At 69.0% G+C, this 22,953-nt stretch carries 21 protein-coding genes; 12 read left to right on the top strand and 9 right to left on the bottom strand.

All coding sequences use genetic code 11. The annotated features are described in order from the left end of the window. The coding region (locus H5J31_RS35355) for a DEAD/DEAH box helicase (protein WP_181777032.1) at positions 1 to 1,387 on the bottom strand (1,387 nt) is incomplete at its 3' end. A gap of 461 nt (positions 1,388 to 1,848) precedes the next feature. Between H5J31_RS35355 and H5J31_RS35350 the strand changes: the two genes are divergently transcribed. The 3 genes from H5J31_RS35350 (at position 1,849) to H5J31_RS35340 (ending at position 4,188) form a co-directional block, all read left to right on the top strand. Further along, a complete protein-coding gene (locus H5J31_RS35350; RefSeq protein WP_034313407.1) occupies positions 1,849 to 2,502 on the top strand; it encodes a ferritin-like fold-containing protein in 654 nt (217 codons plus the stop codon). 60 nt (positions 2,503 to 2,562) lie between these two features. After that, positions 2,563 to 2,793 carry a DUF3107 domain-containing protein gene (locus tag H5J31_RS35345; protein ID WP_181777031.1) on the top strand — a complete coding sequence of 77 codons (231 nt, stop codon included), beginning with the start codon at positions 2,563 to 2,565 and terminating at the stop codon, positions 2,791 to 2,793. A 114-nt stretch (positions 2,794 to 2,907) separates the two neighbouring features. Continuing rightward, positions 2,908 to 4,188: an acyltransferase family protein gene (locus H5J31_RS35340; protein WP_181777030.1), complete on the top strand. Its 1,281-nt coding sequence runs from the start codon at positions 2,908 to 2,910 to the stop codon at positions 4,186 to 4,188. A gap of 178 nt (positions 4,189 to 4,366) precedes the next feature. Here the strand turns inward: H5J31_RS35340 and H5J31_RS35335 are convergent, their stop codons facing one another. Beyond that, positions 4,367 to 4,693, bottom strand: a complete 327-nt coding sequence (locus tag H5J31_RS35335; RefSeq protein ID WP_181777029.1) for a DUF4873 domain-containing protein — start codon at positions 4,691 to 4,693, stop codon at positions 4,367 to 4,369. After that, positions 4,690 to 5,469 carry a TetR/AcrR family transcriptional regulator gene (locus tag H5J31_RS35330; RefSeq protein WP_181777028.1) on the bottom strand — a complete coding sequence of 260 codons (780 nt, stop codon included), beginning with the start codon at positions 5,467 to 5,469 and terminating at the stop codon, positions 4,690 to 4,692. The genes H5J31_RS35335 and H5J31_RS35330 overlap by 4 nt, the downstream gene beginning before the upstream one ends. Before the next feature lie 50 nt (positions 5,470 to 5,519). Between H5J31_RS35330 and H5J31_RS35325 the strand changes: the two genes are divergently transcribed. Continuing rightward, positions 5,520 to 6,428 (top strand): AurF N-oxygenase family protein, encoded by a 909-nt coding sequence (locus H5J31_RS35325; protein WP_181777027.1) that lies wholly within the window; start codon positions 5,520 to 5,522, stop codon positions 6,426 to 6,428. Then, positions 6,425 to 7,348 (top strand): alpha/beta fold hydrolase, encoded by a 924-nt coding sequence (locus tag H5J31_RS35320; RefSeq protein WP_181777026.1) that lies wholly within the window; start codon positions 6,425 to 6,427, stop codon positions 7,346 to 7,348. The genes H5J31_RS35325 and H5J31_RS35320 overlap by 4 nt, the downstream gene beginning before the upstream one ends. A 75-nt stretch (positions 7,349 to 7,423) precedes the next feature. On the opposite strand, the gene H5J31_RS35315 is transcribed toward H5J31_RS35320, so the two are convergent. After that, positions 7,424 to 7,960, bottom strand: coding sequence for a carboxymuconolactone decarboxylase family protein (locus H5J31_RS35315; RefSeq protein ID WP_181777025.1), 537 nt, complete (start codon positions 7,958 to 7,960; stop codon positions 7,424 to 7,426). A gap of 165 nt (positions 7,961 to 8,125) precedes the next feature. Here H5J31_RS35315 and H5J31_RS35310 point away from each other — a divergent pair, with 165 nt between their 5' ends. Beyond that, entirely contained in the window at positions 8,126 to 9,547 is a 1,422-nt protein-coding gene (locus H5J31_RS35310) for an amidohydrolase family protein (RefSeq protein ID WP_181777024.1), read from the top strand. 72 nt (positions 9,548 to 9,619) lie between these two features. On the opposite strand, the gene H5J31_RS35305 is transcribed toward H5J31_RS35310, so the two are convergent. Further along, entirely contained in the window at positions 9,620 to 10,243 is a 624-nt protein-coding gene (locus tag H5J31_RS35305) for a TetR/AcrR family transcriptional regulator (RefSeq protein WP_181777023.1), read from the bottom strand. A 285-nt stretch (positions 10,244 to 10,528) separates the two neighbouring features. Here H5J31_RS35305 and H5J31_RS35300 point away from each other — a divergent pair, with 285 nt between their 5' ends. The 3 genes from H5J31_RS35300 to moeZ all read left to right on the top strand — a co-directional run bounded on the left by H5J31_RS35300 (position 10,529) and on the right by moeZ (position 13,937). Continuing rightward, the gene (locus H5J31_RS35300; protein WP_181777022.1) at positions 10,529 to 11,386 is read left to right on the top strand and encodes an alpha/beta fold hydrolase; all 858 of its coding nucleotides are present in this window, start codon (positions 10,529 to 10,531) and stop codon (positions 11,384 to 11,386) included. Positions 11,387 to 11,467: 81 nt separating this feature from the next. Continuing rightward, positions 11,468 to 12,640: a DUF3152 domain-containing protein gene (locus tag H5J31_RS35295; RefSeq protein ID WP_181777021.1), complete on the top strand. Its 1,173-nt coding sequence runs from the start codon at positions 11,468 to 11,470 to the stop codon at positions 12,638 to 12,640. Between the two features lie 118 nt (positions 12,641 to 12,758). Then, positions 12,759 to 13,937 (top strand): adenylyltransferase/sulfurtransferase MoeZ, encoded by a 1,179-nt coding sequence (gene moeZ / locus H5J31_RS35290; RefSeq protein WP_181777020.1) that lies wholly within the window; start codon positions 12,759 to 12,761, stop codon positions 13,935 to 13,937. A gap of 111 nt (positions 13,938 to 14,048) precedes the next feature. On the opposite strand, the gene H5J31_RS35285 is transcribed toward moeZ, so the two are convergent. Beyond that, entirely contained in the window at positions 14,049 to 15,014 is a 966-nt protein-coding gene (locus tag H5J31_RS35285; protein ID WP_328701694.1) for a hypothetical protein, read from the bottom strand. A gap of 105 nt (positions 15,015 to 15,119) precedes the next feature. Here H5J31_RS35285 and H5J31_RS35280 point away from each other — a divergent pair, with 105 nt between their 5' ends. Then, complete coding sequence (locus H5J31_RS35280) at positions 15,120 to 15,917, top strand: TIGR02569 family protein (protein WP_181777019.1); 798 nt, start codon at positions 15,120 to 15,122, stop codon at positions 15,915 to 15,917. Between the two features lie 120 nt (positions 15,918 to 16,037). On the opposite strand, the gene H5J31_RS35275 is transcribed toward H5J31_RS35280, so the two are convergent. Genes H5J31_RS35275 through H5J31_RS35265 form a run of 3 tightly spaced genes read right to left on the bottom strand, consistent with a single transcriptional unit; the run spans position 16,038 to position 19,507 of the window. Continuing rightward, the gene (locus H5J31_RS35275) at positions 16,038 to 18,290 is read right to left on the bottom strand and encodes an FtsX-like permease family protein (protein ID WP_181777018.1); all 2,253 of its coding nucleotides are present in this window, start codon (positions 18,288 to 18,290) and stop codon (positions 16,038 to 16,040) included. Further along, positions 18,287 to 18,967 carry an ABC transporter ATP-binding protein gene (locus tag H5J31_RS35270; RefSeq protein ID WP_181777017.1) on the bottom strand — a complete coding sequence of 227 codons (681 nt, stop codon included), beginning with the start codon at positions 18,965 to 18,967 and terminating at the stop codon, positions 18,287 to 18,289. Before H5J31_RS35270 ends, H5J31_RS35275 begins: the two co-directional genes overlap by 4 nt. Before the next feature lie 15 nt (positions 18,968 to 18,982). Further along, positions 18,983 to 19,507 carry a PadR family transcriptional regulator gene (locus tag H5J31_RS35265; protein WP_181777016.1) on the bottom strand — a complete coding sequence of 175 codons (525 nt, stop codon included), beginning with the start codon at positions 19,505 to 19,507 and terminating at the stop codon, positions 18,983 to 18,985. Positions 19,508 to 19,699: 192 nt separating this feature from the next. On the opposite strand from H5J31_RS35265, the gene H5J31_RS35260 reads away from it, so the two are divergent. Continuing rightward, on the top strand, positions 19,700 to 21,766 hold the full coding sequence (locus H5J31_RS35260) for a molybdopterin oxidoreductase family protein (RefSeq protein WP_181777015.1): 2,067 nt from the start codon (positions 19,700 to 19,702) through the stop codon (positions 21,764 to 21,766). Then, positions 21,763 to 22,953: NAD(P)/FAD-dependent oxidoreductase (locus H5J31_RS35255; protein ID WP_181777014.1), on the top strand; the 1,191-nt coding region annotated here is incomplete at its 3' end. The genes H5J31_RS35260 and H5J31_RS35255, both read left to right, overlap by 4 nt.

The raw sequence follows: 22,953 nt of genomic DNA, 5'->3' as shown, positions 1-22,953 counted from the left end.
CCGCGGCGTCGGCGGCCTCGATCTTGGCGGCCGCGTCGGCGCCACCGCGGGTCCGCTTGCGCGGGGTGCGGTTGCGCTTGCGGGGAGCCTCTTCGTCCTTCGCGGCACTCTGGCCCTGGCCACGGCCCCGGCGCTTGCCACCCAGGTCCTCTTCGACCTCGGCCGAAAGACCGGCGCGGGTCCGCTTCGACAGCGGGAGGCGCCCGGTGGTGCCCTCGGGGATGCCGAGGTCGGAGAACAGGTGCTTCGACGACGAGTACGTCTCGGCGGGCTCGGGCATGTCGAGCCCGAGAGTGTCGGAGATCAGCTTCCAGCGCGGTTCCTCGTCCCAGTCGACGAGGGTGATCGCGACACCGGTGCGGCCCGCGCGGCCGGTGCGGCCGATGCGGTGGACGTAGGTCTTCTCGTCCTCCGGGGTCTGGTAGTTGATCACGTGCGTGACGTCGTCGATGTCGATACCGCGGGCGGCGACATCGGTGGCGACCAGCACGTCGACCTTGCCGGAACGGAACGCGCGCAGCGCCTGTTCGCGGGCGCCCTGGCCCAGGTCACCGTGCACGGCGGCGGCCGCGAAGCCACGCTCGACGAGCTCGTCGGCGACCTTCTGCGCGGTGCGCTTGGTGCGGGTGAAGATCATCGTCAGGCCGCGGCCCTCGGCCTGCAGCGCGCGGGCGATCAGCTCGGGCTTGTCCATCGAGTGCGCCCGGTAGACGAACTGGGTGGTGCGCTCGTGGATCGCGCCGGCGTCGTTCTCCTCGGCGCGGATATGCGTCGGCTGGGTCAGGAACGTGCGGGCCAGCGTGATGATCGGGCCCGGCATGGTCGCCGAGAACAGCATCGTCTGGCGCTTGTCCGGGACCATCCGCAGGATGCGCTCGATGTCGGGCAGGAAGCCCAGGTCGAGCATCTCGTCGGCCTCGTCCAGCACCAGACCGCGGACCTTGCCCAGCACCAGGTGCTTCTGCTCGGCCAGGTCCAGCAGGCGGCCGGGGGTGCCGATGACGACGTCGACGCCGTTGCGGAGCGCCGCGATCTGCGGCTCGTACGGGCGGCCGCCGTAGATGGCCAGGGTGCGGATGCCGAGGTGCTTGCCGGCGCCCTTGAGGTCGTTCGCGACCTGGATGCACAACTCGCGGGTCGGCACGACGACCAGTACCTGCGGGGTGCCGTCGCCGGGGACCTCGACGCGGTGCAGCAGCGGGACGCCGAAGCCCAGCGTCTTGCCCATACCGGTACGGGCCTGGCCGATGAGGTCGTCGCCGGCCATGGCCAGCGGCAGGGTGAGGGCCTGGATGGCGAAGGTGCGCTCGATCCCGGCCTCGCTCAGCGCCTTCACGATCTCCGGCTTGACGCCGAAGGACGCGAAGGAGGGGGCTTCGGGCTCCACCGGTGCGCCCGCCTGAAGCGGGTGCGACACGTCCAGTGCCGCCGGGCCGGTCTCGCTGTGTTCCAGCGCGACGGCCTCCGGCAGACCGGTGGTGTTCTCTTCGGTTGTGGTTTCGTTCGTGGTCAGGGTGCTCGCCTCTCTCGTGACCAGCGCGCACTGCCCTGGTCACCGGATCGACACTCGACCACGAAAATTCGCTCGGCTCCGCGCTACTGGCGCTGAAGCGGCCCTTCGTGGGAATGCCGCAGGATGGCGTGCACGCACATCATTCTTTGTGCTGACCGGGGCCGCATCGGCTGTCCTTCAGCCGTAGCAGCGTCCCGATCCGGGACGGATGATCCGTCGTATCCGGCCGCCAGTGTACCTGGTCTGCGGTTTTCGTATAGTCCCCGCCGCGCCGGGGAGGGTGGGATCGGTCTCTTCACCACCCCGGGAGTGTGTTCGGCGATACCCTCGTCGCCGTGACGGAGGCAAAGCAGATCAGCGAGGGCGTAGTCGATTTGCTCGGCGTACTCGCCTACGGGGAATTGTCCGCGTTCGACCGCATGGCGGAGGACGCGCGCACCGCGCCGACGCTGTCCGGACGGGCCGCGCTGGCGTCCATGGCGGCGGCCGAGATCGGGCACTACGACCTGCTCACCAAGCATCTCGCGGGGCACGGCGTCGCGATCGAAGACGCGATGCGTCCGTTCGTCGGGCACATCGACGCCTGGCACGCCTCCACGGCGCCGCGTTCGTGGCTCGAGTCGCTGGTGAAGGCCTATGTCGGTGACGGGCTCGCCGCGGATCTCTACCGCGAGATGGCCAGCTGGCTCGACCCGGAGACCAAGGATCTGGTCCTCACCGTGCTCGCCGACACCGGGCATTCGGCGTTCGCCGAGCGCGAGGTCGCGGCCGGGATCGAGGCCGACCCGAAGGCGCGGGACAAGCTCGCGCTGTGGGGTCGTCGCCTGCTGGGCGAGGCCCTGACGCAGGCTCAGTACGTCGTCGCCGAGCGGGACGGCCTCGCCGAACTGATCGTCGAAGGTTCGGGTGATCTTTCGGGAATCGCCGCGCTGTTCCGCCGGTTGCAGCAGGGGCACACCAAGCGCATGCAGGTGCTGGGGCTCGGCTGAGGTCCCTTCGGCTAGCCTTGGCTGACCATTAATTTCGATACTTTCAAGCGGAGGTCCCACGTGGAGGTCAAGATCGGCATCAAGGACACGCCGCGGGAGCTCGTCGTGTCGAGCAGCCAGTCGCCCGACGAGGTCGAGCAGCTGGTGGCGAGCGCCTTGACGACCGGTGACGGGATCTTCCGCATCGACGACGAAAAGGGCCGCAAGTACATCGTGCCCACCGACCGGATCGCCTACGTCGAGATCGCGCCGTCGGATGTTCGCAAGGTCGGCTTCGCTGTGGGTGGCTAACCCGATCGGGTTGTAGTCCGATGTCACAGTGGCGTCACCGCTGCATCTCAGCCAGCTCTCAGATTTGATCGTCACGCTAAGGCGGGGACGGCAGGGGGCTAGCCGAGAAATGAGGTGGACGGCGTCACTGTGATGGACCGCGCGCTGGTCGACGGCGCGCGCACTGTTCCCGATCAAGGCAAGCGGGTCGTAGGGCGGCTGACCGGTATCGACGTCGCCCGCGGTCTGGCCGTACTCGGCATGTACGCGGTGCATGTCGGCCCCGATCCGGCCAAAGGCGGCGTCGGGGTGCTGTTCAAACCGTTCGAAGGCCATTCCGCGGCGTTGTTCGCGGTCTTGGCGGGTGTCTCGATCGCGCTGATGTCCGGCGGACGCCGCCCCAAACTGGGCCGCGACCGGACGCGAGTCGCGCTGAAGCTGGCCACGCGCGCGCCGCTGCTGGTGGCGCTGGGACTGTGGCTGACCAGCCTCGAGACCGGCTACATGGTGATCCTCGCCTACTACGGCGCCTGCTTTCTCTTTGCGATTCCGTGGTTGCGCGCGAGCGCGAAGGCACTGGCGATCGCGGCCGTCGTCACTGCTGTGGTCGCGCCCCTGCTGTCCCATCTGGTCAGGGCCCAGTTGCTGCCCCGCGACCTGTTGTTCTTCGCTCCGGACCTGACGGCGGACGACGTCACGTCGACAGGGCTGCTGAAGGCCGCGACCGTCCTCGTCCTGACCGGTACGTTCCCCGCGTTCACGCTGATGGCGTACGTCTTCGCCGGGATGGCGATCGGCCGCATGGACCTGACGTCGCGCAGCGTGTGCCGCCGTCTGTTCTTCGGCGGCTCGGCGGTCGCGGTGGGCGGCTACCTCGCCTCCTGGATCGCGACCGGACCGCTCGGCGGCATGCAGGCGGTCTACCGCTCGCTGGAGCCGGCCGCCGCGCAGGCCGGGATGACGCCGTCGGAATTCTTCCGGCTCAACCAGACCTGGATCCACGGCACGCCGCCGACCACCAGCTGGGCCTGGGAACTGCTGCCGACAGGCACCTCTTACACGCCGTTCGACCTGCTGATCTCCATCGGGATCGCGGCCGCGGTGATCGGCGGCTGCCAGCTGCTGATGCCGAGATTCGAACGCGTGCTGAGGCCGCTTTCGGACCTGGGCGGCCGGGTCCTGAGCGCGTACGTGCTGCATTTCGTGGCGATCGCGCTGCTGTGGGACGAGAGCGACGGTGATTCGATCTTCAGCGTGCTGCACTTCGTCGAGTTCTCGGTGGTCGCGTTGACCGCCGCGGTGCTGTGGCGGAAGTTCGTCGGGCGCGGGCCGCTGGAATGGACGATGAACAAGCTGTCGAGCTGGCCGAAGTACGTGGTGCCGTCGACGCGGGTCCCTGCTCAACGGCGCGGCTGACGGTGGCGCGGTTGGGTCACCGGCGTCTGGCCGTGAAGTCCGTGAAGGCCTCCTTGAGGGACCTAGGGTCCCTCAAGGAGGCCTTCACGGACCGGCCAACGGACACGACATCTTCGCCTTGTCGCCATCGCTTGGGCGGTGATAGCAAAGGTCCCTTGCTCTCCCGCAAGCCGAGACGTCAGGCGTTGAGTTCGTTCAGTTCTTCCAGTGAGGTCGGCACGTGGAAGGGCGGCGTGCTGGTGCCCATGATGCGGTAGCGGTCCCACGGGTCCGGGTCGGAGAGTTCGCCCTTCGCGCTGTACTCGCCCGCGCGGATTTCGACGGCCTTCTTCTTGCCGTCGGCCGCCGCGGACACCTGTTCGTTGGTGGCGACCCGGCCGTACCAGCGGTAATAGCCGTCGATCGGCTGGAAGTAGCCCCGCAGTTCGACGGTGGCCGCGATCTCGGTCCCGTCGATCACGAGGACCGCTTCGCCGGCGTAGCCGTCTTCGTCGTGCTCGCTCATTGCCCCTCCACCTGCTTTTCCTCGGTCTTCCGCATCTGGACGACCTTGTTCTCTTCGAGCGGCAGATTCGGGTCGATGACGATGCCCTGCTGCCGGGAGAGGCCGTCGATCGCGGCCCAGATGATCTGTGTCAGGTACTCGACGACGCTGTCGCGGCCCATCGAGCGCCGGTCCAGCCACCATTCGCCGGTGCTCTGCACCATGCCGACGATGCCGTGCGCCCACGGTTCGGCGGCGCCGGAGTCCATGTTGAACATCCGCATGTAGTCGCCGAGCAGCGCGGTCAGCGCGGTCGCGATGAGTTCCTTGTCCTCCGCGACGACGTCGGATTTGACGAGCACCTTCTCCTGCAGGCCACCGCGCGCGAGCAAACGGTAGAGGTTCGGGTGCTCCTCGATGACGCTGAAGAACGCGTCGAGCGCCATCCGGATCCGGGGGACCGGGGCGAGTTCGGAGTTGATGGCCGGGATCAGCCGTTGGAAGAGGATCTCCGTGCCGCGCTGCCCGAGGGCGACGTACAGGTCGGCCTTGTCGTCGAAGTGCCTGTACAGCACGGGTTTCGTGACGCCCGCTTCGGCGGCGACGTCCTCCATGCCGAGGTCTGGGCCGTGGGTGTCGAGGGCCCTGAGGGCGGCTTCGACGAACTCCGCGCGGCGTGCGATCCGGTGCTTGCGCCAGCGGTCGCGGCGGGCATCACCCGTGTCGGCCTCACCCGCCGTGGGGTGCTTGCTCGACTGCTTGCTGTTGCGCTTGACACGTTCGATCACCCAAGTCATGCTACCAGAGGTAACTGTTACCGCGAGTTACAGATAGGGGTGTGTCGGCAATGACGCGGGCGCTGAAGGAAACGGACCGGGAGAAGACCGCCGAGCGGCTTCTCAAGTCCTCTGCCAACAAGTTCTACGATCCCGACGTCGACATCGACTGGAACGCTCCGCTGGTGGACGGGAAGCGCTACATCCCGGCTCACCGCTCCTCGCTGTACGGCACCAAGCTGTGGGACTCGCTCTCCGAAGAGCAGCGCATCGAACTCGGCAAGCACGAGGTCGCGAGTGTCGCCACCACCGGTCTGTGGTTCGAAATCCTCCTGATGCAGATGCTGCTCAAGGAGGTCTACGACGAAGACCCGACCAGTTCGCACGCGCAGTACGCGCTGACCGAGATCGCGGACGAATGCCGTCACTCGACGATGTTCGCGCGGATGGCGGCGCGGATCGGCTGCCCGGCCTACGGGCCGGTGCCGTGGTTGCGGCGGCTGGCGAAGCTGATGCCGTCGATCTCCTATGGTCCCGCACGCTACGGCGCGATCCTGGTCGCCGAAGAGGTCCTCGACCGGCTTCAGCGCGAGCAGATGAACGACCCGGACATCCAGCCGCTGGTGCGGATGGTCAACCGGATCCACGTACTCGAAGAAGCCCGGCACGTCACCTTCGCTCGCGAAGAGGTCACTCGCGGAATGGCGAAGCTGACGAAGAAGGAAATCATCTATCAGCAGTTCATCATCGCGCTGATCTCCTACTTCGTGACGCGGGCCTTCATCAACCCGCACGTCTACAAGGCGGTCGGGATCCGGCCGCGCGACGGCGTCGAAGCCGCGCTCGCCAACGAAAACTGGCGCGAGACCATCCAGTGGGCGGGCGAGAAGATCATGCCGTTCCTGCAGGAGTCCGGTCTGGTCGGCAAACCCGGCATGTACTTCTGGCGCAAGTCCTTCCTGCTGCCGGGGAAGCGATGAGGAGCGTCAAGCAGCGCGGCGTCGTCTCGTGGGATCCGTCGCGGGAACACCGGTTCGTCACCGGTGACGGCACCGCCCTCCACATCGAGATGAGCGGCCCGGCCGATTCCGAACTCACGCTCGTGCTGGTGCACGGCTGGACGCAGGACCACCGGACCTGGGACGGCGTGGTGTCGCGCCTCGGCGACTCCGTGCGGATCCTGCGCTACGACCTGCGCGGGCACGGTGGTTCCGCGCCGGCGAAACCGGGAACGGCCACGATCCCGACCCTCGCCGACGACCTCGCCGAGCTGATCGAAGACCGCGCACCGAGCGGACCGATCGTGCTCGCGGGGCATTCCATGGGCGGGATGACGATCATGGAGCTGTCCCGTCGGCACCCCGAACTCGTGGCCCGGCGCGTCGCCGGTGTCGCTTTCGTCGCCACGTCGTCCGGTGAGATGGACCGGATCACCCTCGGCCTGCCGGGGATCGCGGGCAGTGGCGCGGCGAGGTTCGAACGGCGGCTCGCGAAGCTGCTCGCGAAGAACCGCCGGGACGCCTTGCCGTTGCCGCTGTCCGTGGTGCGCCCCGGCGCGCGGCTGCTCGTCTTCGGCCGCCGGCCGCAGCGGACGGACGTCGACTCGGTCGCGGAACAGTTGCTGTGCGCGCATCCGGCCAGCGTCGCCGGATTCCAGGACGCGATCTCGCGGCACGACTGCCGGGTCACGCTGGCCGCGCTGCTGGGGAAACCGGTGATCGTGCTGTCGGGGGAGCGGGACAGGCTCTGCCCGACCACGCACGCCAAGGTCATCGCCGACGCGCTGCCGGACGCCGAATTCGTGCGCTACCCGGGGGCCGGGCACATGCTCCCGCAGGAACGGGCCCAGGAGGTTTCGGACCGCATCGCGGCACTCGTCCGCCGCGCCGCGAGGGTCTGAAAAGAGAGCAAGGGACCTTTGCCATCGCTTTCGGTGGGGCGGCGAGAGTAAAGGTCCCTTGCTCTTTCCCGCAGGTCAGAAGCGGGCGTAGCCGGTTTCCACGAGGCGGACGCCCATCTGCTTGTAGGCCTCGTCGTCGTCCGGGGCCACGGTCGCCAGGCCGTCGACGTAGCGGTTGAACATGCAGAAGGCCGCCGCGATCAGGACGGTGTCGTGGATTTCGACGTCCGTCGCGTCCTCCGCGCGGGCGGCGGCGATCAGGTCGTCGCTCACGGATTTCCCGCCTTCGCGAACGGCGAGCGCGACGTGCAGAAGTGCCTTCACCTTCGCCGACACGGGTGCGCCGTCGACGTCCTTCCACGCCGCTTCGACGACCGGCATGCCGTCTTCGAGCGCTTCGGCGGCGACGGCGCCGTGACTGCGCGAGCAGAAGGTGCAGTCGTTGCCACGCGAGACCACCGCGGCGATCAGTTCCCGTTCGCCGACGCTGAGGCTGCTGGGTCCGCGAAGCAGGGCTTCGGCGAGTTGTCCGAGCGGCGCCGCCGTCTCCGGCCGGAAGGCGAACAGGGCGGTGATGCCGGGCAGGTTCTCGTCGAGCGCGATGTGGGGCATGGGGCGACTCCTCGCGGATCGGCAACGCGGTCGCCGGATTCATATCCGAAAGCCGGGCATCGGCGCTGCCGCTGGATGGTCCAAAGCGGTAGCAAAGGTCCCTTGCTCCCTCCGGGAGCGCTAGCGTGATCTTGCAACGCTGCTTTCGACTGGGGAGTTGGAACGATGAAACAGCGCAGATCAGTCCTGTCCGTCTTCACCCTCACCCTCGCCGTGGTGCTCGGCGCGGCCCTGCTCGGTGACCTGGGCGATGAACCCACGCAGGCCGCGAGCGACGCGGAGGTCACCGGCAACGGCCGGGTCGTCGTCCGCGACGCCTCGATGGTGCTCACGATGGACCCGAGCCTCGGCGAAGGGCCTCTCGGCGCGCTCGCCGACGCCGACGTCGTACTGGAGGGCACCAAGATCAAGCAGGTCGGCAAGGACCTGGAAACCGGCAACGCCCGCGTCGTCGACGGCCGCGGCAAGATCGTGCTGCCCGGGTTCGTCGACCTGCACAATCACCTGTGGCAGTCGCTCATCCGCGGTTGCGCGGCCGACAAGGAACTCATCGGCTGGCTCGGCAAATGCGTCATCCCGCTCTATCGCGCACCGGTGACCGACGCGGACGCGTATGCCGGCACGAAACTCGCGGCCGCCGACGTCGTCTCGACCGGGATCACCACGGTCACCGACTGGTCGCACGCCTTCAACACCGACTTCGCGAAGGGCGGTCTCCGCGCGCTCGGCGAATCGAAGCTGCGGTTCCTCTACTCCTACAACGGGACCACGGATACCGCGCTGCAGAACGAGATCCGCCGCGTGAAGCGGGAGGTCATCGACCCGAACCCGTTGGCCCGCCTGCAGATCGGCACGCATCCCTCGACCGGGAACTTCCCGAGTGTCGAGGCGTCGGAGAAGCTCGCGCGCGAACTCGGCGTCTCGCTGAACGTCCACCTGCTCGAATCGAAGGCCGACCTGACCGCGGGACAGATGGACGCGCTCCGGCGGGCGAACGCGCTGCGTTCCGGGCTGGTGGCGAACCACGTCATCCAGACCACCGACGCCGACCTCGACGAACTCGCGGCCGCCGGTGTCGGCGTCGCGCACAACCCGCTTTCGAATATGCGGCTCGCTTCGGGCGTGGCCCGGCTGCCGGAGATGAAGAAGCGGAACATGAAGGTCGGGCTCGGGCTCGACGGTGGCACCAACGACACCAGCGACATGTTCAACGTGATGCGCGCGGCCGTCGGTCTCCAGCGGGCGACGACCACGGATCCGGCGGTCTATCCGACCACGGCGGACGTCCTGCGCATGGCGACTCTCGGCGGCGCCGAAGCACTCGGCATGGACAAGGAGATCGGGTCGCTGACGCCGGGCAAGAAGGCGGACCTCCAGCTGGTCGACGCCCAGACGGTCAACTTCGCGCCGAAGGTCGACTGGGTGAACCAGCTGGTCTTCAACACCCAGCCGGCGAACGTTTCATGGGTCTTCGTCGACGGCCGCGCTCTCAAGCGTGAAGGCCGCGTCGTCGGTCTCGACACCGCGAAGGTGGTCGCCGACGCCCAGGCCGCCGCCGACCGCCTGAAGAAGCTCCTACCCCAGTAACCGCATGCGTTTCGTCCTCTGAATGCGGTAGTTGCACGCGCAACGATCGCATTCAGAGGACGAAACGCGGGGTCAGTGCTGGAGCGGGAAACCGCCACCGATACCTCGCCAGGCGAGGTTGGCGGTGAGGGCGACGGCCTCTTCCTTGCTCATCGACTTGTGGTGCGCCAGCCAGAACCGCGCGCTGACCTGCGAGAGGCCTACGAGGCCGACGGCGAGCAGCCGCGCCTTGTCCTCGTCGAGGCCCGCGTCGGCGGTGATGGTCTCGGTGATCGCGTCGACGCTGGCCGACGTCGCCCGGTCCACCGCCTCCTGCACGGCGGGCTCGCCGCGGAGATCGGACTCGAAGACCATCCGGAACGCGCCGGCGTCGTTGTCGACGAAGTCGAAGAACGCGCCGACCGTAGCCGGGACGCGCTGCTTGTTGTCCGACGTGGAGTCGAGCGCCTCCTTGACCCGCCGCACGAGTTCGTCGACGTGGCTTTCCAGCAGCGCGATGTAGAGGTCGAGCTTGCCCGGGAAGTGCTGGTAGAGGACAGGCTTGCTGACCCCGGCCTCTTCCGCGATCTCGTCCATCGCGGCGGCGTGGTAGCCGTTCGCGGCGAACACCCGCTGCGCGGCGGCCAGCAGCTGGGCGCGGCGTTCCGTCCTGGGCAGGCGGACGCCTCGCGCCTGCAGTCGCGCCATTTCCGTCATGCTTCCTCCAGTTCGAGGCACTCGTCTCCGCCGAGAACGCGTCAGCCAGCGCAGTCGAGCGGGCTCCTCGGGCGGGGTCACCGCCGCGCGAAGTGAACTTGAGATTACTCGCCGGTACGGCCGAACCGCCAAGGGTCGGGCATCCTTGATGCTGTGTCTTCTTCAGTTTCCCGTGCCGCCGGGGACCGCCCGCCACTGACCCACGTGCCGCTGTCCCGCAGGTCATTGCCGTCGCTGGACCCCGCTCCGGCGCCTTGGCCCGGGGAAACAATAGGTGTCGGCGGGGTGAAATTGCACATCCGCCGGACTCCTGGCGGGGCGGAAACGGCCGTCTACGTCCACGGGCTCGGCGGATCTTCCACGAACTGGACCGACCTCGCGGCGCTTCTGGCGCCTCAAGCGAGCGGCACCTCGGTCGATTTACCCGGTTTCGGCTATTCGGAGCCGCCCGACGGCTTCAGTTTCAGCCTCGACGCGCACGCCGAAGTCGTCGTGAACCACATCGAGAACCTCGACGCGGGGCCGGTGCACCTGCTCGGCAACTCGATGGGCGGCGCGGTCGCGCTGCTCGTCGCGGCCCGCCGTCCGGAGCTGGTGAAGACCCTGACGTTGATCTCGCCCGCGATGCCGGATCTCCGTCCCAGTATGAAGCGGCTGTCCGACCCTCGGATGGCGTTCGCGTACCTGCCACTCGTCGGCCCGCGGGTACGCCGTCAGCTGGCCGCGCTCGGCCCGCGCGAGCGTGCCATGCAGGTCATCAAGCTGTGCTTCGCGGACCCGAGCCGCTTCGCCGAAAGCAGGCTGGACGAACTGGAGGAGGAGCACAGCGCCCGCGCGGGTTTCGCCTGGGCCACGCCCGCGCTCGCCCGCAGTACTTTCGGCATCTTCCGGACGTGGTCCGCGCGCGGCCCCGCGTCGTTGTGGGCCGTCGCGCCTTTGGTCGCCACGCCGACGCTCGTCGTGTGGGGGCAGCACGACCGAGTGATATCCGTCCGGCGCGCCGAACGTACCGCTCGCCTGCTTCCCCACGCCCGGTTGCTCGTTCTCCCCCGAACCGGCCATGTGGCGCAGATGGAACGCCCGAATGTCGTAGCGAAGGCCGTTTTGGGTATGTGGGAATCGGTCGAATCGGGCGACTGGTAGCCCATCCGGGTGGGGAAGACACGCCCCGCGAAGCGCCGGTCGCTCACAACATCACAGTTCGGTTATGGCACCCTGGTGCCCGTGGATCGGGTGAAGCAAGGCGCGCAGGGCGAAGGTCGGCGGTCTCAGTACTCCGCTTCCGCTCGTCGTTCGGCGCGACCGCAGCCCCGGACCTCCGACGTACCGCGCACCGGTCAGTACCGGCCGAGCCCGCCGCCGTCGCAGCGGCTCGACGAGGATCGTTACCGTCCCGGCGCCCGCCGGACCAGCGCCCAGCCACTCAGCGCGTCCTGGAAGCCGCACGAGCCCGGCGACACCCGGCCCAAGAGCGCCAAGCGCAAGAGCGGCAGCGGCATCGGCCGTTTCGCGAAGACCTACGGCTGGCGCGTGTACGCGCTGCCGATCCTGGTGGTGATCACCGCGCTGGTGGTGTTCAACACCGCCACCGGACCGGCCGAGCCGATCGCCTCCGACGGGCAGTCCGTGGCCTCGGCCGACGGTTCCGCCGGCAACGGTGGAGAGCCGGGCGCGGGAGTCGACGGCGGCGGCGACGTCCTCCCGGAGAACCCGGCCAAACCGGTCGACCTCAAGATCCCGACCGCGGATCTCCCCAAGGGCGAGCCCTTCACCGAGTCCGGCAAGGGCACCTATCACGTGGTCCCGGGCAAGGGAGAGAAGGTCGGGACGGGCCAGCTGTACACCTACACGATCGAGGTCGAGGACGGCATCGATCCGACCAGCTACCTCGGTGACGACAGCTTCGCCAGGATGGTGGAGGGCACCCTGTCCAATGCCAAGAGCTGGACGTGGGACGGCAAGAAGGCGCTCCAGCGAGTCGACGCGAGCTTCCCGAACCCGAGCTTCCGGGTGAGCCTCACCACACCGAACACGACGCATCGCGCGGACGTCTGCATGTTTCAGATCACCTACGAGACGTCGTGTTACCGCGCGAGCTTCGACAAGCGCGTGGTGATCAACCTCGCCCGCTGGGTGCGTGGGGCGCTCGCCTTCGAGAGTGACATGGCCGGATATCGCCAGTACGCCATCAACCACGAGGTCGGGCACGCCCTGGGTGGAAAGCACGTGGGCTGCAAGGAGAACGGCGCGATCGCGCCGGTCATGATGCAGCAGACGTTCGGCGTCTCCAACGACTTCGTGGCGCAGCTGAACGATCTGCCGGGTGGGGACCGGGGCAGGGTTCCCGCCGACGGCAAGGTCTGCAAGCCGGGCTCCTGGCCGAACCCGGCACCCTAGTCTCCGCCGTCTCACCTGCTGGAATATCCCAGGATTTGAAACAGGGGAAGTCGTTTCCGCCTTTCCTTGTTGTAGATACTGGGATGCGACCCGCGATCCGCGCGAGATGGAGGACCCGATGTCAGGCACGCTGCCGCCGCTCGTCGAGCCGGCCGCCGAGCTCACCAAGGAAGAGGTGGCCCGGTACAGCCGTCACCTGATCATCCCGGACGTCGGGGTGACCGGGCAGAAGCGGTTGAAGAACGCCAAAGTGCTGGTCATCGGTGCCGGCGGCCTCGGCAGCCCGGCGCTGCTGTACCTGGCCGCGGCCGGGGTCGGCACGCTCGGCATCGTCGACTTCGACGAGGTCGACGAATCGAATCTGCACCGCCAGGTCATCCACGGCCAATCCGACATCGGCAAGCTGAAGGCCGCGTCGGCCCAGGAATCGATCGCCGAGATCAACCCGTTCGTCAAGGTGCACCTGCATACCGACCGGCTCGAGTCGTCGAACGCGCTGGAACTGTTCGAGCGGTACGACCTGATCCTCGACGGCACCGACAACTTCGCGACGCGTTACCTGGTCAACGACGCCGCCGTGCTCACCGGCAAGCCCTACGTGTGGGGCTCGATCTACCGGTTCGAGGGCCAGGCGAGCGTGTTCTGGGAGGACGCGCCGAACGGCAAGGGCCTCAACTACCGCGACCTCTACCCCGAGCCGCCGCCGCCCGGCATGGTCCCGTCGTGCGCCGAGGGCGGCGTGCTGGGCGTGCTGTGCGCGTCGATCGGCTCGATCATGGTGAACGAGGCCATCAAGCTGATCACCGGCATCGGTGAGCCGCTGCTCGGCAGGCTCGTCAGCTACGACGCGCTCGAGATGAAGTACCGCGAGGTCAAGATCCGCAAGGATCCGGAGACCCCGCAGATCACCGAGCTCATCGACTACGAAGCCTTCTGCGGTGTCGTGTCCGACGAAGCGGCTTCGGCGGCTTCGGGCCACACGATCACTCCGGCGGAGCTCAAGGCCAAGTTCGACAACGGCGACAACTTCGCCCTCATCGACGTCCGCGAGCCGCACGAGTACGAGATCGTGAACATCAAGGGCGCGACGCTGATCCCGAAGGACAAGATCCTTTCGGGCGAGGCGCTGTCGGAACTGCCGCAGGACAAGCCGATCGTGCTGCACTGCAAGTCGGGTGCGCGGTCGGCCGAGGCCCTCGCGGCGCTGCACCAGGCCGGGTTCAAGGACGCGACCCACCTCGGTGGCGGCGTGCTGGCCTGGGCGCGGCAGATCGACCAGAGCCTGCCGACCTACTGATTCGGGTTCCGGCCAGGAGTCCGTGAAGGCCTCCTTCCCTACGCTCAAGGTAGGGAAGGAGGCCTTCACGGACCGGGAACCGTCCCGGCCCGGCCGCCCTCGGCTCTCACGTCACTCACGACCCACTGGACCGAAGATCGCGCGGACGAACCTCGTGAACCCGGCGACGACGTCCGTCCGGTTCCCGCTGGACGCCTTCGGTACGGCGGCGATGATTTCGGCGTCGGTCAAGGGATGGGTCTTCCCGGCCAGTTCGCGTAGTTCCTCGGGTTTCCAGTTGTGGTTGCCCGCGAGGTGCACCGACAGCGCGCCGCGCCGCTGGACGAACTCGATCCGGTCCGCGTTCCGCCGGATGAACTCGCCTTCGCCGACTTGGGCGCACGTCGCGTTCTCAAGGCGCCAAACGGTCTTCACCGACGTCTCGCAGCTCTCGACGACGTCGGTCGCGAAAGCCCAGACGGGCGAGATCAAAAGCTGAGGCGCGTACTCGACGATCAATGACCCGGAGTCTTCGGTCGTCTTGGTCGGGAACCGGTATGGGCCGAGGTCGGCCGCCAGGGTGCGTTCGTGGGGGACGCCGGTCGCGGCGAGGCGCCGGGCTGCGGTGTCTTCGGGCAGGGCGGCGGGAACGGCGATCCCGCTCGCGATCAGCGCGACCAGGAGGATGCCCGCGCCCGTCCGGACCCGGAGGTCACGCGCGAACAGCCCCGCGACGAGCAGCACCGGTACCCCGAGGAACGGCACCGCGAACCAGGGATCGAAGGCCTCCGCCACCTCCACCACGAAGATCGCGCCGAAAACGCCGGAAATCCCGCTCGCGAAGGCCCACCCCAGCCGGGGCCAAGCTCTCGCGACGGACGGAAAGGCCTCTGGTGCCGCGAAACCGACCAGGTAGACCACCCCGATCGACACGAGCGGAACCGGCAACGCGATCCAGGCGACGTGCAGGAACGCGGCGAGCGGGAGGAGCAGGCCGACGGTGAGCGCGCCCAGCGTCCCGAGCAGCCACAGTGAACAGAGCGCGAGAGCGGCGATCTGCCCGTCGGTGAGACGGCGCTGCGCCATTCGGGGGGACACCGCGGAAGAATGGCAGGTCAGAGGCGATCCCGTCTTGAGTATCGCTACTCAAGTCCAGCGCGTCTTCTCGTTCGTGGCGCGCGGGACGAGGTAACGTCCCGTGTCGTGCGTGCCACCCTTGAGAGCCCTCCGGACCACGTCTGCGCGGCGTTCGGCGGACGTACCGGCGAGGCGGAGCCGTTGCCCGGCACCACTGCCTGGCGTTACGGCGATCTCGTGCTGAAGCCGGTCGAGGACAAGTCCCGGACCCTGTGGACGGCCAGGGCGCTGGAGGCCGTCGACGAGCCCGGTCTGCGGGTCGCGAAGCCGGTCCGGTCCAGTGACGGCCGGTGGGTGGTCGGCGGCTGGTCGGCGAACCGGTTCGTGTCGGGTACTCCCGAGCACCGTTACGACGACGTGGTGCACGCCGCGGTCAAGCTGCATCGCGCGACGGCCGGCCTGCCGCGGCCGGATTTCCTGGGCCGCCGCACCGATATCGAGGCGCTGGCCGACAAACTCGCCTGGGGCGAGGCGGACATGTCCCTCGACGAGAACAAGGGCGGCCGCTGGTTCGAGGTCCTGGCCGGTTCGCGAAGACCGGTCAAATTGCCCGATCAGGTCGTCCACGGGGAGCTTCTCGCCGGAGTGCTGTTCGACGGCGACGAGGCCCCCGGAATCGTCGATTTCGTGCCCTACTACCGGCCCGGTGAATGGGGCGCCGCGATCGTCGCGGTCGACGCGCTGGCCTGGGGCGGCGCCACCATCGATCTCCTCGAACGCTGGGCACATCTCCCGCAGTGGCCGCAGCTTCTCCTGCGGGCCGTGCTCTTCCGCCTCGCCGCCAACGCCCTCGACCCTCGGTCGACGCGGGCGGCGCACGACGGTCTCCGCGCCGCGGCCCGCGACGTCAGCGCTGTCCTTTAGACCGTGTCCGTGAAGGCCTCCTTGAGGGTCCATCCATGCCCCCGCCGCCGCCCTCAAGGGAGGCGCTTCGCGCCACGGGGCTGATTCAAGTCCCTCAAGGAGGCCTTCACGGACTTGGGATCACTCGGTGCGCAGGTTCTCCGACCGTGCGGCCGAGCGCACCGACGGGAACGTCGACGCGGTCACCAGCAGCACCACCAGGAGTGCCGCCCCGGCGAGGACGCCGACACCGGACCAGTCGATGACCAGCGGTTCGGACAGCATCCGGGTCGCCTTCGCGGTGATGGCGATCCCGGTCGCGATCGCGACACCGACCCCGAGCAGCAGCGGGATCCCGTTCTGCCACACCAGGGAGCGCATCACGACCCGCACGGGGACCCCGGTCGCGGACAGCGCGCCGATGGCCCGGCGCCGTTCCCGCACCTGCTCCTGGGCGAGCACGAGGAGGCTCACGCCCGCCAGCAGCAGGATGAACAGCGCGCAGCCGAACAGGATGTCCCGGACATCGGCGAACATCCGGGACTCGTCGGTCAGCTTCTTCCCGTCGATGGTGCTCACCTGCGTCTGCCAGCCGAACGGCGCCACCGCGTTGCGCACCTGTTCCACGAAGTCCGGGTCCGCCACGGTCGGCCGCGCCGTCGCGGCGGCACCGGCTCCGGCGAGTTCGACGCCCACCATCGCGCCGGGTGTCGCCAGTATCCGTGCGTCGGAGTAGAAGGCGACTTCCCCCTTCGTGAAGTCGACGGGACGCGGATCCGCGGGGACGGTCCAGCGCTGTTCCCGCCTCCCCGTGTCGGCCAAGTTTACCGACTGTCCTTTATGGAGGGAAGGCCCGCGTTCTTCCCTGTAGGAGAAGACATCCCCGTCGGCGCACGACGTCGCCGTGGTGACGGCCTTGATCGTGAGGCAGTCGGCGACCCCCAGATGGCCGCCGGAGCCGTCGATGAACATCGTGCGGACGGACCGGACCTCCGCGACGCCGGGGAGGGCTCGCACGGCGGGCACCGCGTTTTCGGCGGCTTCGCCACTCCAGGCGGTGAACTCGATCGAGCCGGACGACGACTGCTGGCGGGTCGTCGGGAGCTCTTGGTAGAAGGCGGCCTGCCCGGCCAGCAACGACTGCAAGGCGATCGCCCCCGCGATGACGACGCAGAGACCCGCGACGACACGGGAAGGCGTTCCGCTGTCGCTCTGCAGCCGCCGGATCGCGAGCTGGAACGCGGGCGGCCCGCCGCGGATCCGGGAGACCGCGCGGTCCAGCAGCCAAGGCAGCATCGCCGGGATGCCGATCAGCAGCAGCAACGCCCCGACCATCACCGCGGTCCTGGCGAGTTCACTGCCGACGGCGTACCCGGGCACCAGCAGCGCGATACCCGCGACGACGAGCAGCAGCCGCCACCACAGCCGTCGCCGGATCGGTGCGGCCTCGCGGACCACGCCGAGCGGTTCGATGATCGTCCGGCGTTGCGCCACCAGCGTGGCCGCCATGGTCAGCGCCGGGACGAGGAGCACGATCAGCACCACCAGTGGCCACGACGGGGTGAGGTCGCTCGGGAAGAGGCCGAAGCGGAACACCTGCAGGTCCGCGATCTGCCCGCGGAAGAGCAGGAACAGCCCGGCTCCCGCGAGCATCCCGGTCACGGAGCTCACCAGGGTCTCGGCCGTGGCGACCCGGCGGACCTGCCAGGACGACGCCCCCGCCAGCCGGAGCGCGGCCAGGCGCCGGTCGCGCTCGGCGCCCCCGATCCGCGAGACCGTGCCGATGAAGATGAACACCGGCGTGAGCAGCGCGACGACCCCGATCATCAGCACCAGGAGGACGGCCGGGGGGAGCGGTTCGCGGGGCGAGGACGAGCCGAAGCCGTAGATCGGCGCTCCCGTCAGCGAGGCGTCGACACCGATGTAGGCGCTCAGATCCCTCGGGTTCTGCACCGCCCCTGAGTCGATGACACCGATCTGCGTGCCGGGAAAGCGAGGCCGCAGAAGAGCTCCGGCGTCCGACGAGAGGAGTTCGTTCAGCCGGGGCGACACGACGACCTCACCCGGCGACGGCACCCGGTCCAGGCCCGGCGGCACCGGCGAATCCGGTCCGGTCGCGTGCACGTAGTCGATCCGGATCGGTTCGCCGCGGAACTCGGTCGTCCGTCCCGTGAAATGCAACGGGGCGACGCCGGGCGCCGCTTCGAAGTTCAGTCGGGAGGCGTTCTCCCGCTGCTGCCTGCTTTCGTAGGCGTTGCCCGCCGACGCGGCGAGTAGCAGGACGGCGACCGCCAGCCCGATCCCGATGGTGGCGAGCACCAGCCTGACCACGGAACTCCGGCCGCCCCCGACGGCCAACCGGAATCCCAGCGCCAGGTCTTCCCAACGGCTCATCGGGTCACCGCCGGCTCACGCGTCCGGCCGTCCCGCACGACGACCTCGCGGTCGGAGTACGCGGCCACCCGCGGTTCGTGCGTGACCAGGACGACGGCGGCGTTGGTCTGCTTCGCGGTCTCCGAAAGGAGCCGCATCATCCCCTCGCCGCTGAGCGAGTCGAGCGCGCCGGTCGGCTCGTCGGCGAAGATCACCGACGGTTCGGTGATCAGCGCCCTCGCCATGGCGACCCGCTGGCCCTGCCCGCCCGAGACCCGGCCGGGCGTACTACCGGCGACGTCGCCGATCTGCAGCCTGTCGAGCCAGGTCGCGGCGAGCCGTTCCGCCGGACGGCGTTTCATCCCGCCGAGCCGCAGCGGCAGCGCGACGTTCTCCAGGCAGGTCAGCTCGGGGACGAGCTGGCCGAACTGGAAGACGAAGCCGAATTCGGTGCGCCGCAGGGCACTGCGTTCGGTGTCGGACATCGACGACAGTTCACGTCCGCGGAACAGGATCTGGCCCTGGTCGGGGCGGACGATGCCGGACAGGCAGTGCAGCAACGTCGACTTCCCGGATCCCGAAGGGCCCATGACGGCGACGATCTCGCCCGCGCCGATGGCGAGCCCGGCGCCGGCCAGCGCCTGGTTCGGGCCGAAGGCCTTGTGCAGGCCCAGCCCTTGTAACAACGGTGTTTCCACTTGTGGTCCCCAGGTTCAGCGGGTCAGTTGGCGCGCGAGCTCGTCGAGGCGGGCGGCGGTGAGCTCCAGCCACCGCAGATCCGCTTCGAGGTGGAACAGCGCGTGGTCGCAGATGAGCTGGTCGGCGAGGTCGCCGTTGGTCTTGCGGGCGGTGAGCTCACGCATGGCGCGCAGGTGGGAGCCGCGCTGGGCGTCGAGCAGGTCCTGGGCGCCGCGGCCGGAAAGCAGCGCGAGGACGACCTTGGTGTACAGCGTGTTCTGCAGGTAGACGGAGGGGTTTTCCGGGCTCTTGAGCCATTCCTCGACGTTCGTGACGCCGGCGTCGGTGATCGCGTACCGCTTCCGGTCCGGACCGCCGCCCGCTTCGACGCCGTTCTCCTCGACGAGGCCGTTCTTCAAGAGCCGGTTCAGCGTCGAATAGACCTGCCCGTAGTGCAGAGGGCGGTCTTGCCGGAACTGCCGGTCGTAGAGCTGTTTGAGGTCGTAACCGTGCTTGGGGCCGCCTTCGAGCAGGCCGAGCAGGGTGTTCCCGATGGACATGCGGCGACTATACACAGTGTGTATACGCGTCGTCTATACACCGAGTTTATAGCTCTCGACCTGGTGTCGGGACCTCACGGTGTGACGTCCGTCGGCGGCGGGCAATGTCAAACGCCTGAAACATTCAGGAGTTTTCAGGTAACACGGCCTACCTACCTTCAAGCGCAATCGACGCCTGGAGGAGGTGCCCTCGTGCCGCTCGCCGCTCCCGTCCGTGCCGTGGACACGCACTGCCCGTACTGCGCCCTGCAGTGCGGGATGAGCCTCGACGGCGCCCGCGTCACCCCGCGCGACTTCCCGGTCAACGCCGGTGGTCTGTGCCAGAAGGGCTGGACGTCGGGAGAACTCCTGACCTCGCCTTCCCGGCTGACGACGCCGCTCATCCGGGTGGACGGCGAACTCCGGCCCGCGAGCTGGGATCAGGCCCTCGACCTCGTCGCGCACCGGCTCACCGAGATCCGCGCGGCCAGGGGTGCCGACGCGGTCGCCGTCTTCGGCGGCGGCGGGCTGACCAACGAGAAGGCCTACCTGCTCGGCAAGTTCGCCCGGATCGCGCTCGGCACCTCGCAGATCGACTACAACGGCCGCTTCTGCATGTCCTCGGCGGCGGCCGCCGGGATCAAGGCCTTCGGCGCCGACCGCGGGATGCCGTTCCCGGTCACGGATCTCGCCGGCGCCGACGCCGTCCTCCTGATCGGCGCGAACCCGGCCGAGACGATGCCGCCGTTCACGCAGCATCTGCGCGGCGCGGACCTGATCGTCGTCGACCCGCGGCGCACGCCGACCGCCGAACTCGCCGGACTGCACCTCGCGCCCGCGCCGGGTACCGATCTCGCCCTCGCGCAGGGGATCCTGCACGCCGTCGTCGCCGACGGCCTGCTCGACCAGTCCTATGTGGACGCCAGGACCAACGGCTTCGCGGAACTCTGGCGTTCGGTCGCGGCCTGGTGGCCGGAACGCGTCGAGCAGGTCACCGGCGTTTCCGCCGCCGACCAGCGCCGCGTCGCCGCGAAACTCGCCGCCGCCCGCAACGCCTACATCCTGACCGCGCGCGGCACCGAACAGCACGCCAACGGCACCGCGATGGTGAACTCCTGGATCAACCTCGCGCTCGCGCTGGGACTTCCGGGTCGCGCGGGGTCGGGCTTCGGCTGCCTGACCGGGCAGGGCAACGGCCAGGGTGGACGCGAACACGGGCAAAAGGCCGATCAGCTTCCGGGCTACCGCAAGATCGACGATCCCGCCGCTCGCGAGTACGTCGCCGGGGTCTGGGGTGTGCCGGCGGAATCCCTGCCGGGGCCGGGCCGTTCCGCCGTCGAACTGCTGGAGGCGCTCGGCGAGGACGACGGGCCGAGCGCGCTGATGGTGTTCGGCAGCAATGTCGTCGTCTCGGCGCCCGGTGCCGGGAACATCCAGGACAAAGTGTCCTCTTTGGACTTCCTGGTCGTCTCGGACCTCGTCCTTTCGGAGACCGCGGCGATGGCCGACGTCGTCCTGCCGGTCACGCAGTGGGCGGAGGAGGACGGCACGATGACCAACCTCGAAGGCCGGGTCCTCCTGCGCCGCAAGGCGATCGACCCGCCGTCCGGCGCGAGGACCGACCTGTTCGTGCTTGCGGAACTGGCCCGGCGGCTCGGCCAGCCCGACGGCCGGTTCCCGGACGACGCCGAGACCGTCTTCACCGAACTTCGCCAGGCGTCCAAGGGCGGCGTCGCCGACTACTCGGGCATCACCTACAACAGGCTCCGCGACGGCGAGGCTCTGTACTGGCCCGTTCCGGCGGAAACGCATCCCGGCACACCCCGGATGTTCCTCGACTCCTTCGCCCATCCGGACGGCCGCGCGCGGTTCGTGCCGGTGGACCACGTCGGCCCGGCCGAGCCGCCCGACGACGAATTCCCTTTGCAGGCCACCACGGGCCGGGTCCTGCAGCACTACCAGTCCGGCGCGCAGACCCGGCTGGTCAAGGAGCTGAACGACGTCGTAGGGGAGGCCTTCGTGGAAGTCCATCCGGACACCGCCGCCCGGGCGGGCCTGGCCGAGGGTGACCTCGCGGTCGTGCGATCGCGGCGCGGGGAGACGGTCGCTCGGGTCCGCTGCGTGGCGTCGCTGCGTCCGGACCTGGTGTTCCTGCCGTTCCACTTCCCGGGCGAAGGCCGGGCGAACCTGCTGACCAACCCGGTGCTCGACCCGACCAGCCGGATGCCCGAATTCAAGGTGTGCGCGGTCGCGCTCGCCCCGGCCGAGGTCGTCGCGTGAGCCCCCGGTCGGTGGTCATCGCCGGATACGGGATGGCGGGCGCGCGGCTCGCGGACGAGATCCAGCGCCGCGATCCCGACGGCGAGCGCGTCCGGCTCACCGTCGTCGGCGCCGAGGAGCACGCCGCCTACAACCGGGTGCTGCTCTCGTCGGTGGTCGCCGGGACGATGCGGCCCGAGGCCGTCCGGCTCCACGACGACGAATGGCCGGCGCGCACGAGTGCGGACCTGCGCCGCGGGGTCACCGCGACGTCGATCGACCGTGCCGCGCGACGGATCCAGCTCGATGACGGGTCCACTGTGGACTACGACGCGCTCGTGCTCGCCACCGGCGCCAATCCGTGGCTGCCGCCCGTCGAAGGCCTCGAACCCGGCCCGGACGTCGTCGCGTTCCGTACGCTCGACGACTGCGCCCGCATCCTCGACGCCGCCGAACTGGGCGCGCCGGTCGTCGTCCTCGGCGGTGGCCTGCTCGGCCTGGAAGCCGCCCGGGGTCTCGCGGGGCGGGGGAATCTCGTCACCGTCGTGCATCCGATGCCGCACATCATGGAACGTCAGCTGGACGCGGAAGCCGCGCGGGTGCTCACCCGGAAGCTCGAAGAGCTCGGCGTCGACTTCCGGCTCGGCGTCGGCGCCGCCCGCTACGTCAGCGGGGACGGGCTCAAACTCGACGACGGTACGCATATCCCCGCCGACCTGGTCGTCGTCTCGACCGGCGTCCGGCCCGAGACGAAACTGGCCGTCGACGCCGGCTTGACCGTCGAGGGCGGCATCGTCGTCGACGATCTGCTGCGCACCAGCGACGGCCGGATCCACGCGATCGGCGACTGCGCGAAGCATCCCGGTTCGTTCGGCGGCCTGGTGCAGCCGGCGTGGGAGCAGGCCGCCGTCGTCGCCGACCTCGTCACCGGGACCAAGGCGTCGTCGCGCTACCGCGGCACCCAGCCGGTGACCCGGCTCAAGGCACGCGGCATCGACCTCACCGCGCTCGGCGAGACGATGACCGGCGCCGACGACCCGGACGCCGAGGTGCTCACCTTCAGCGACCCGGCGGGCTGCCGCTACGGCAAGCTCGTCCTCCGCGAAAACCGCGTGGCGGGTGCGATCCTGCTCGGTCTGCCCGACGCGGCCGCGACGATCACCCAGCTCTACGACCGGGGCACCCCGGTGCCCGAAGACCGGCTCGCC

Source organism: Amycolatopsis pittospori (genome assembly GCF_013870525.1).
Taxonomy (GTDB): domain Bacteria; phylum Actinomycetota; class Actinomycetes; order Mycobacteriales; family Pseudonocardiaceae; genus Amycolatopsis; species Amycolatopsis pittospori.
The sequence above is the reverse complement of the archived record's forward strand: the minus strand, read 5'-3'. Positions and strand labels throughout refer to the sequence as shown.

Excerpts from the sequence above, each read along its gene's own strand:
- H5J31_RS35335 (WP_181777029.1), bottom strand. The coding sequence starts at position 4,693 with ATGAGCGAGCACGACGAAGACGGCTACGCCGGCGAAGCGGTCCTCGTG.
- H5J31_RS35330 (WP_181777028.1), bottom strand. The coding sequence starts at position 5,469 with ATGACTTGGGTGATCGAACGTGTCAAGCGCAACAGCAAGCAGTCGAGC.
- H5J31_RS35325 (WP_181777027.1), top strand. The coding sequence starts at position 5,520 with ATGACGCGGGCGCTGAAGGAAACGGACCGGGAGAAGACCGCCGAGCGG.
- H5J31_RS35320 (WP_181777026.1), top strand. The coding sequence starts at position 6,425 with ATGAGGAGCGTCAAGCAGCGCGGCGTCGTCTCGTGGGATCCGTCGCGG.
- H5J31_RS35315 (WP_181777025.1), bottom strand. The coding sequence starts at position 7,960 with ATGCCCCACATCGCGCTCGACGAGAACCTGCCCGGCATCACCGCCCTG.
- H5J31_RS35310 (WP_181777024.1), top strand. The coding sequence starts at position 8,126 with ATGAAACAGCGCAGATCAGTCCTGTCCGTCTTCACCCTCACCCTCGCC.
- H5J31_RS35305 (WP_181777023.1), bottom strand. The coding sequence starts at position 10,243 with ATGACGGAAATGGCGCGACTGCAGGCGCGAGGCGTCCGCCTGCCCAGG.
- moeZ (WP_181777020.1), top strand. The coding sequence starts at position 12,759 with ATGTCAGGCACGCTGCCGCCGCTCGTCGAGCCGGCCGCCGAGCTCACC.
- H5J31_RS35275 (WP_181777018.1), bottom strand. The coding sequence starts at position 18,290 with ATGAGCCGTTGGGAAGACCTGGCGCTGGGATTCCGGTTGGCCGTCGGG.
- H5J31_RS35265 (WP_181777016.1), bottom strand. The coding sequence starts at position 19,507 with ATGTCCATCGGGAACACCCTGCTCGGCCTGCTCGAAGGCGGCCCCAAG.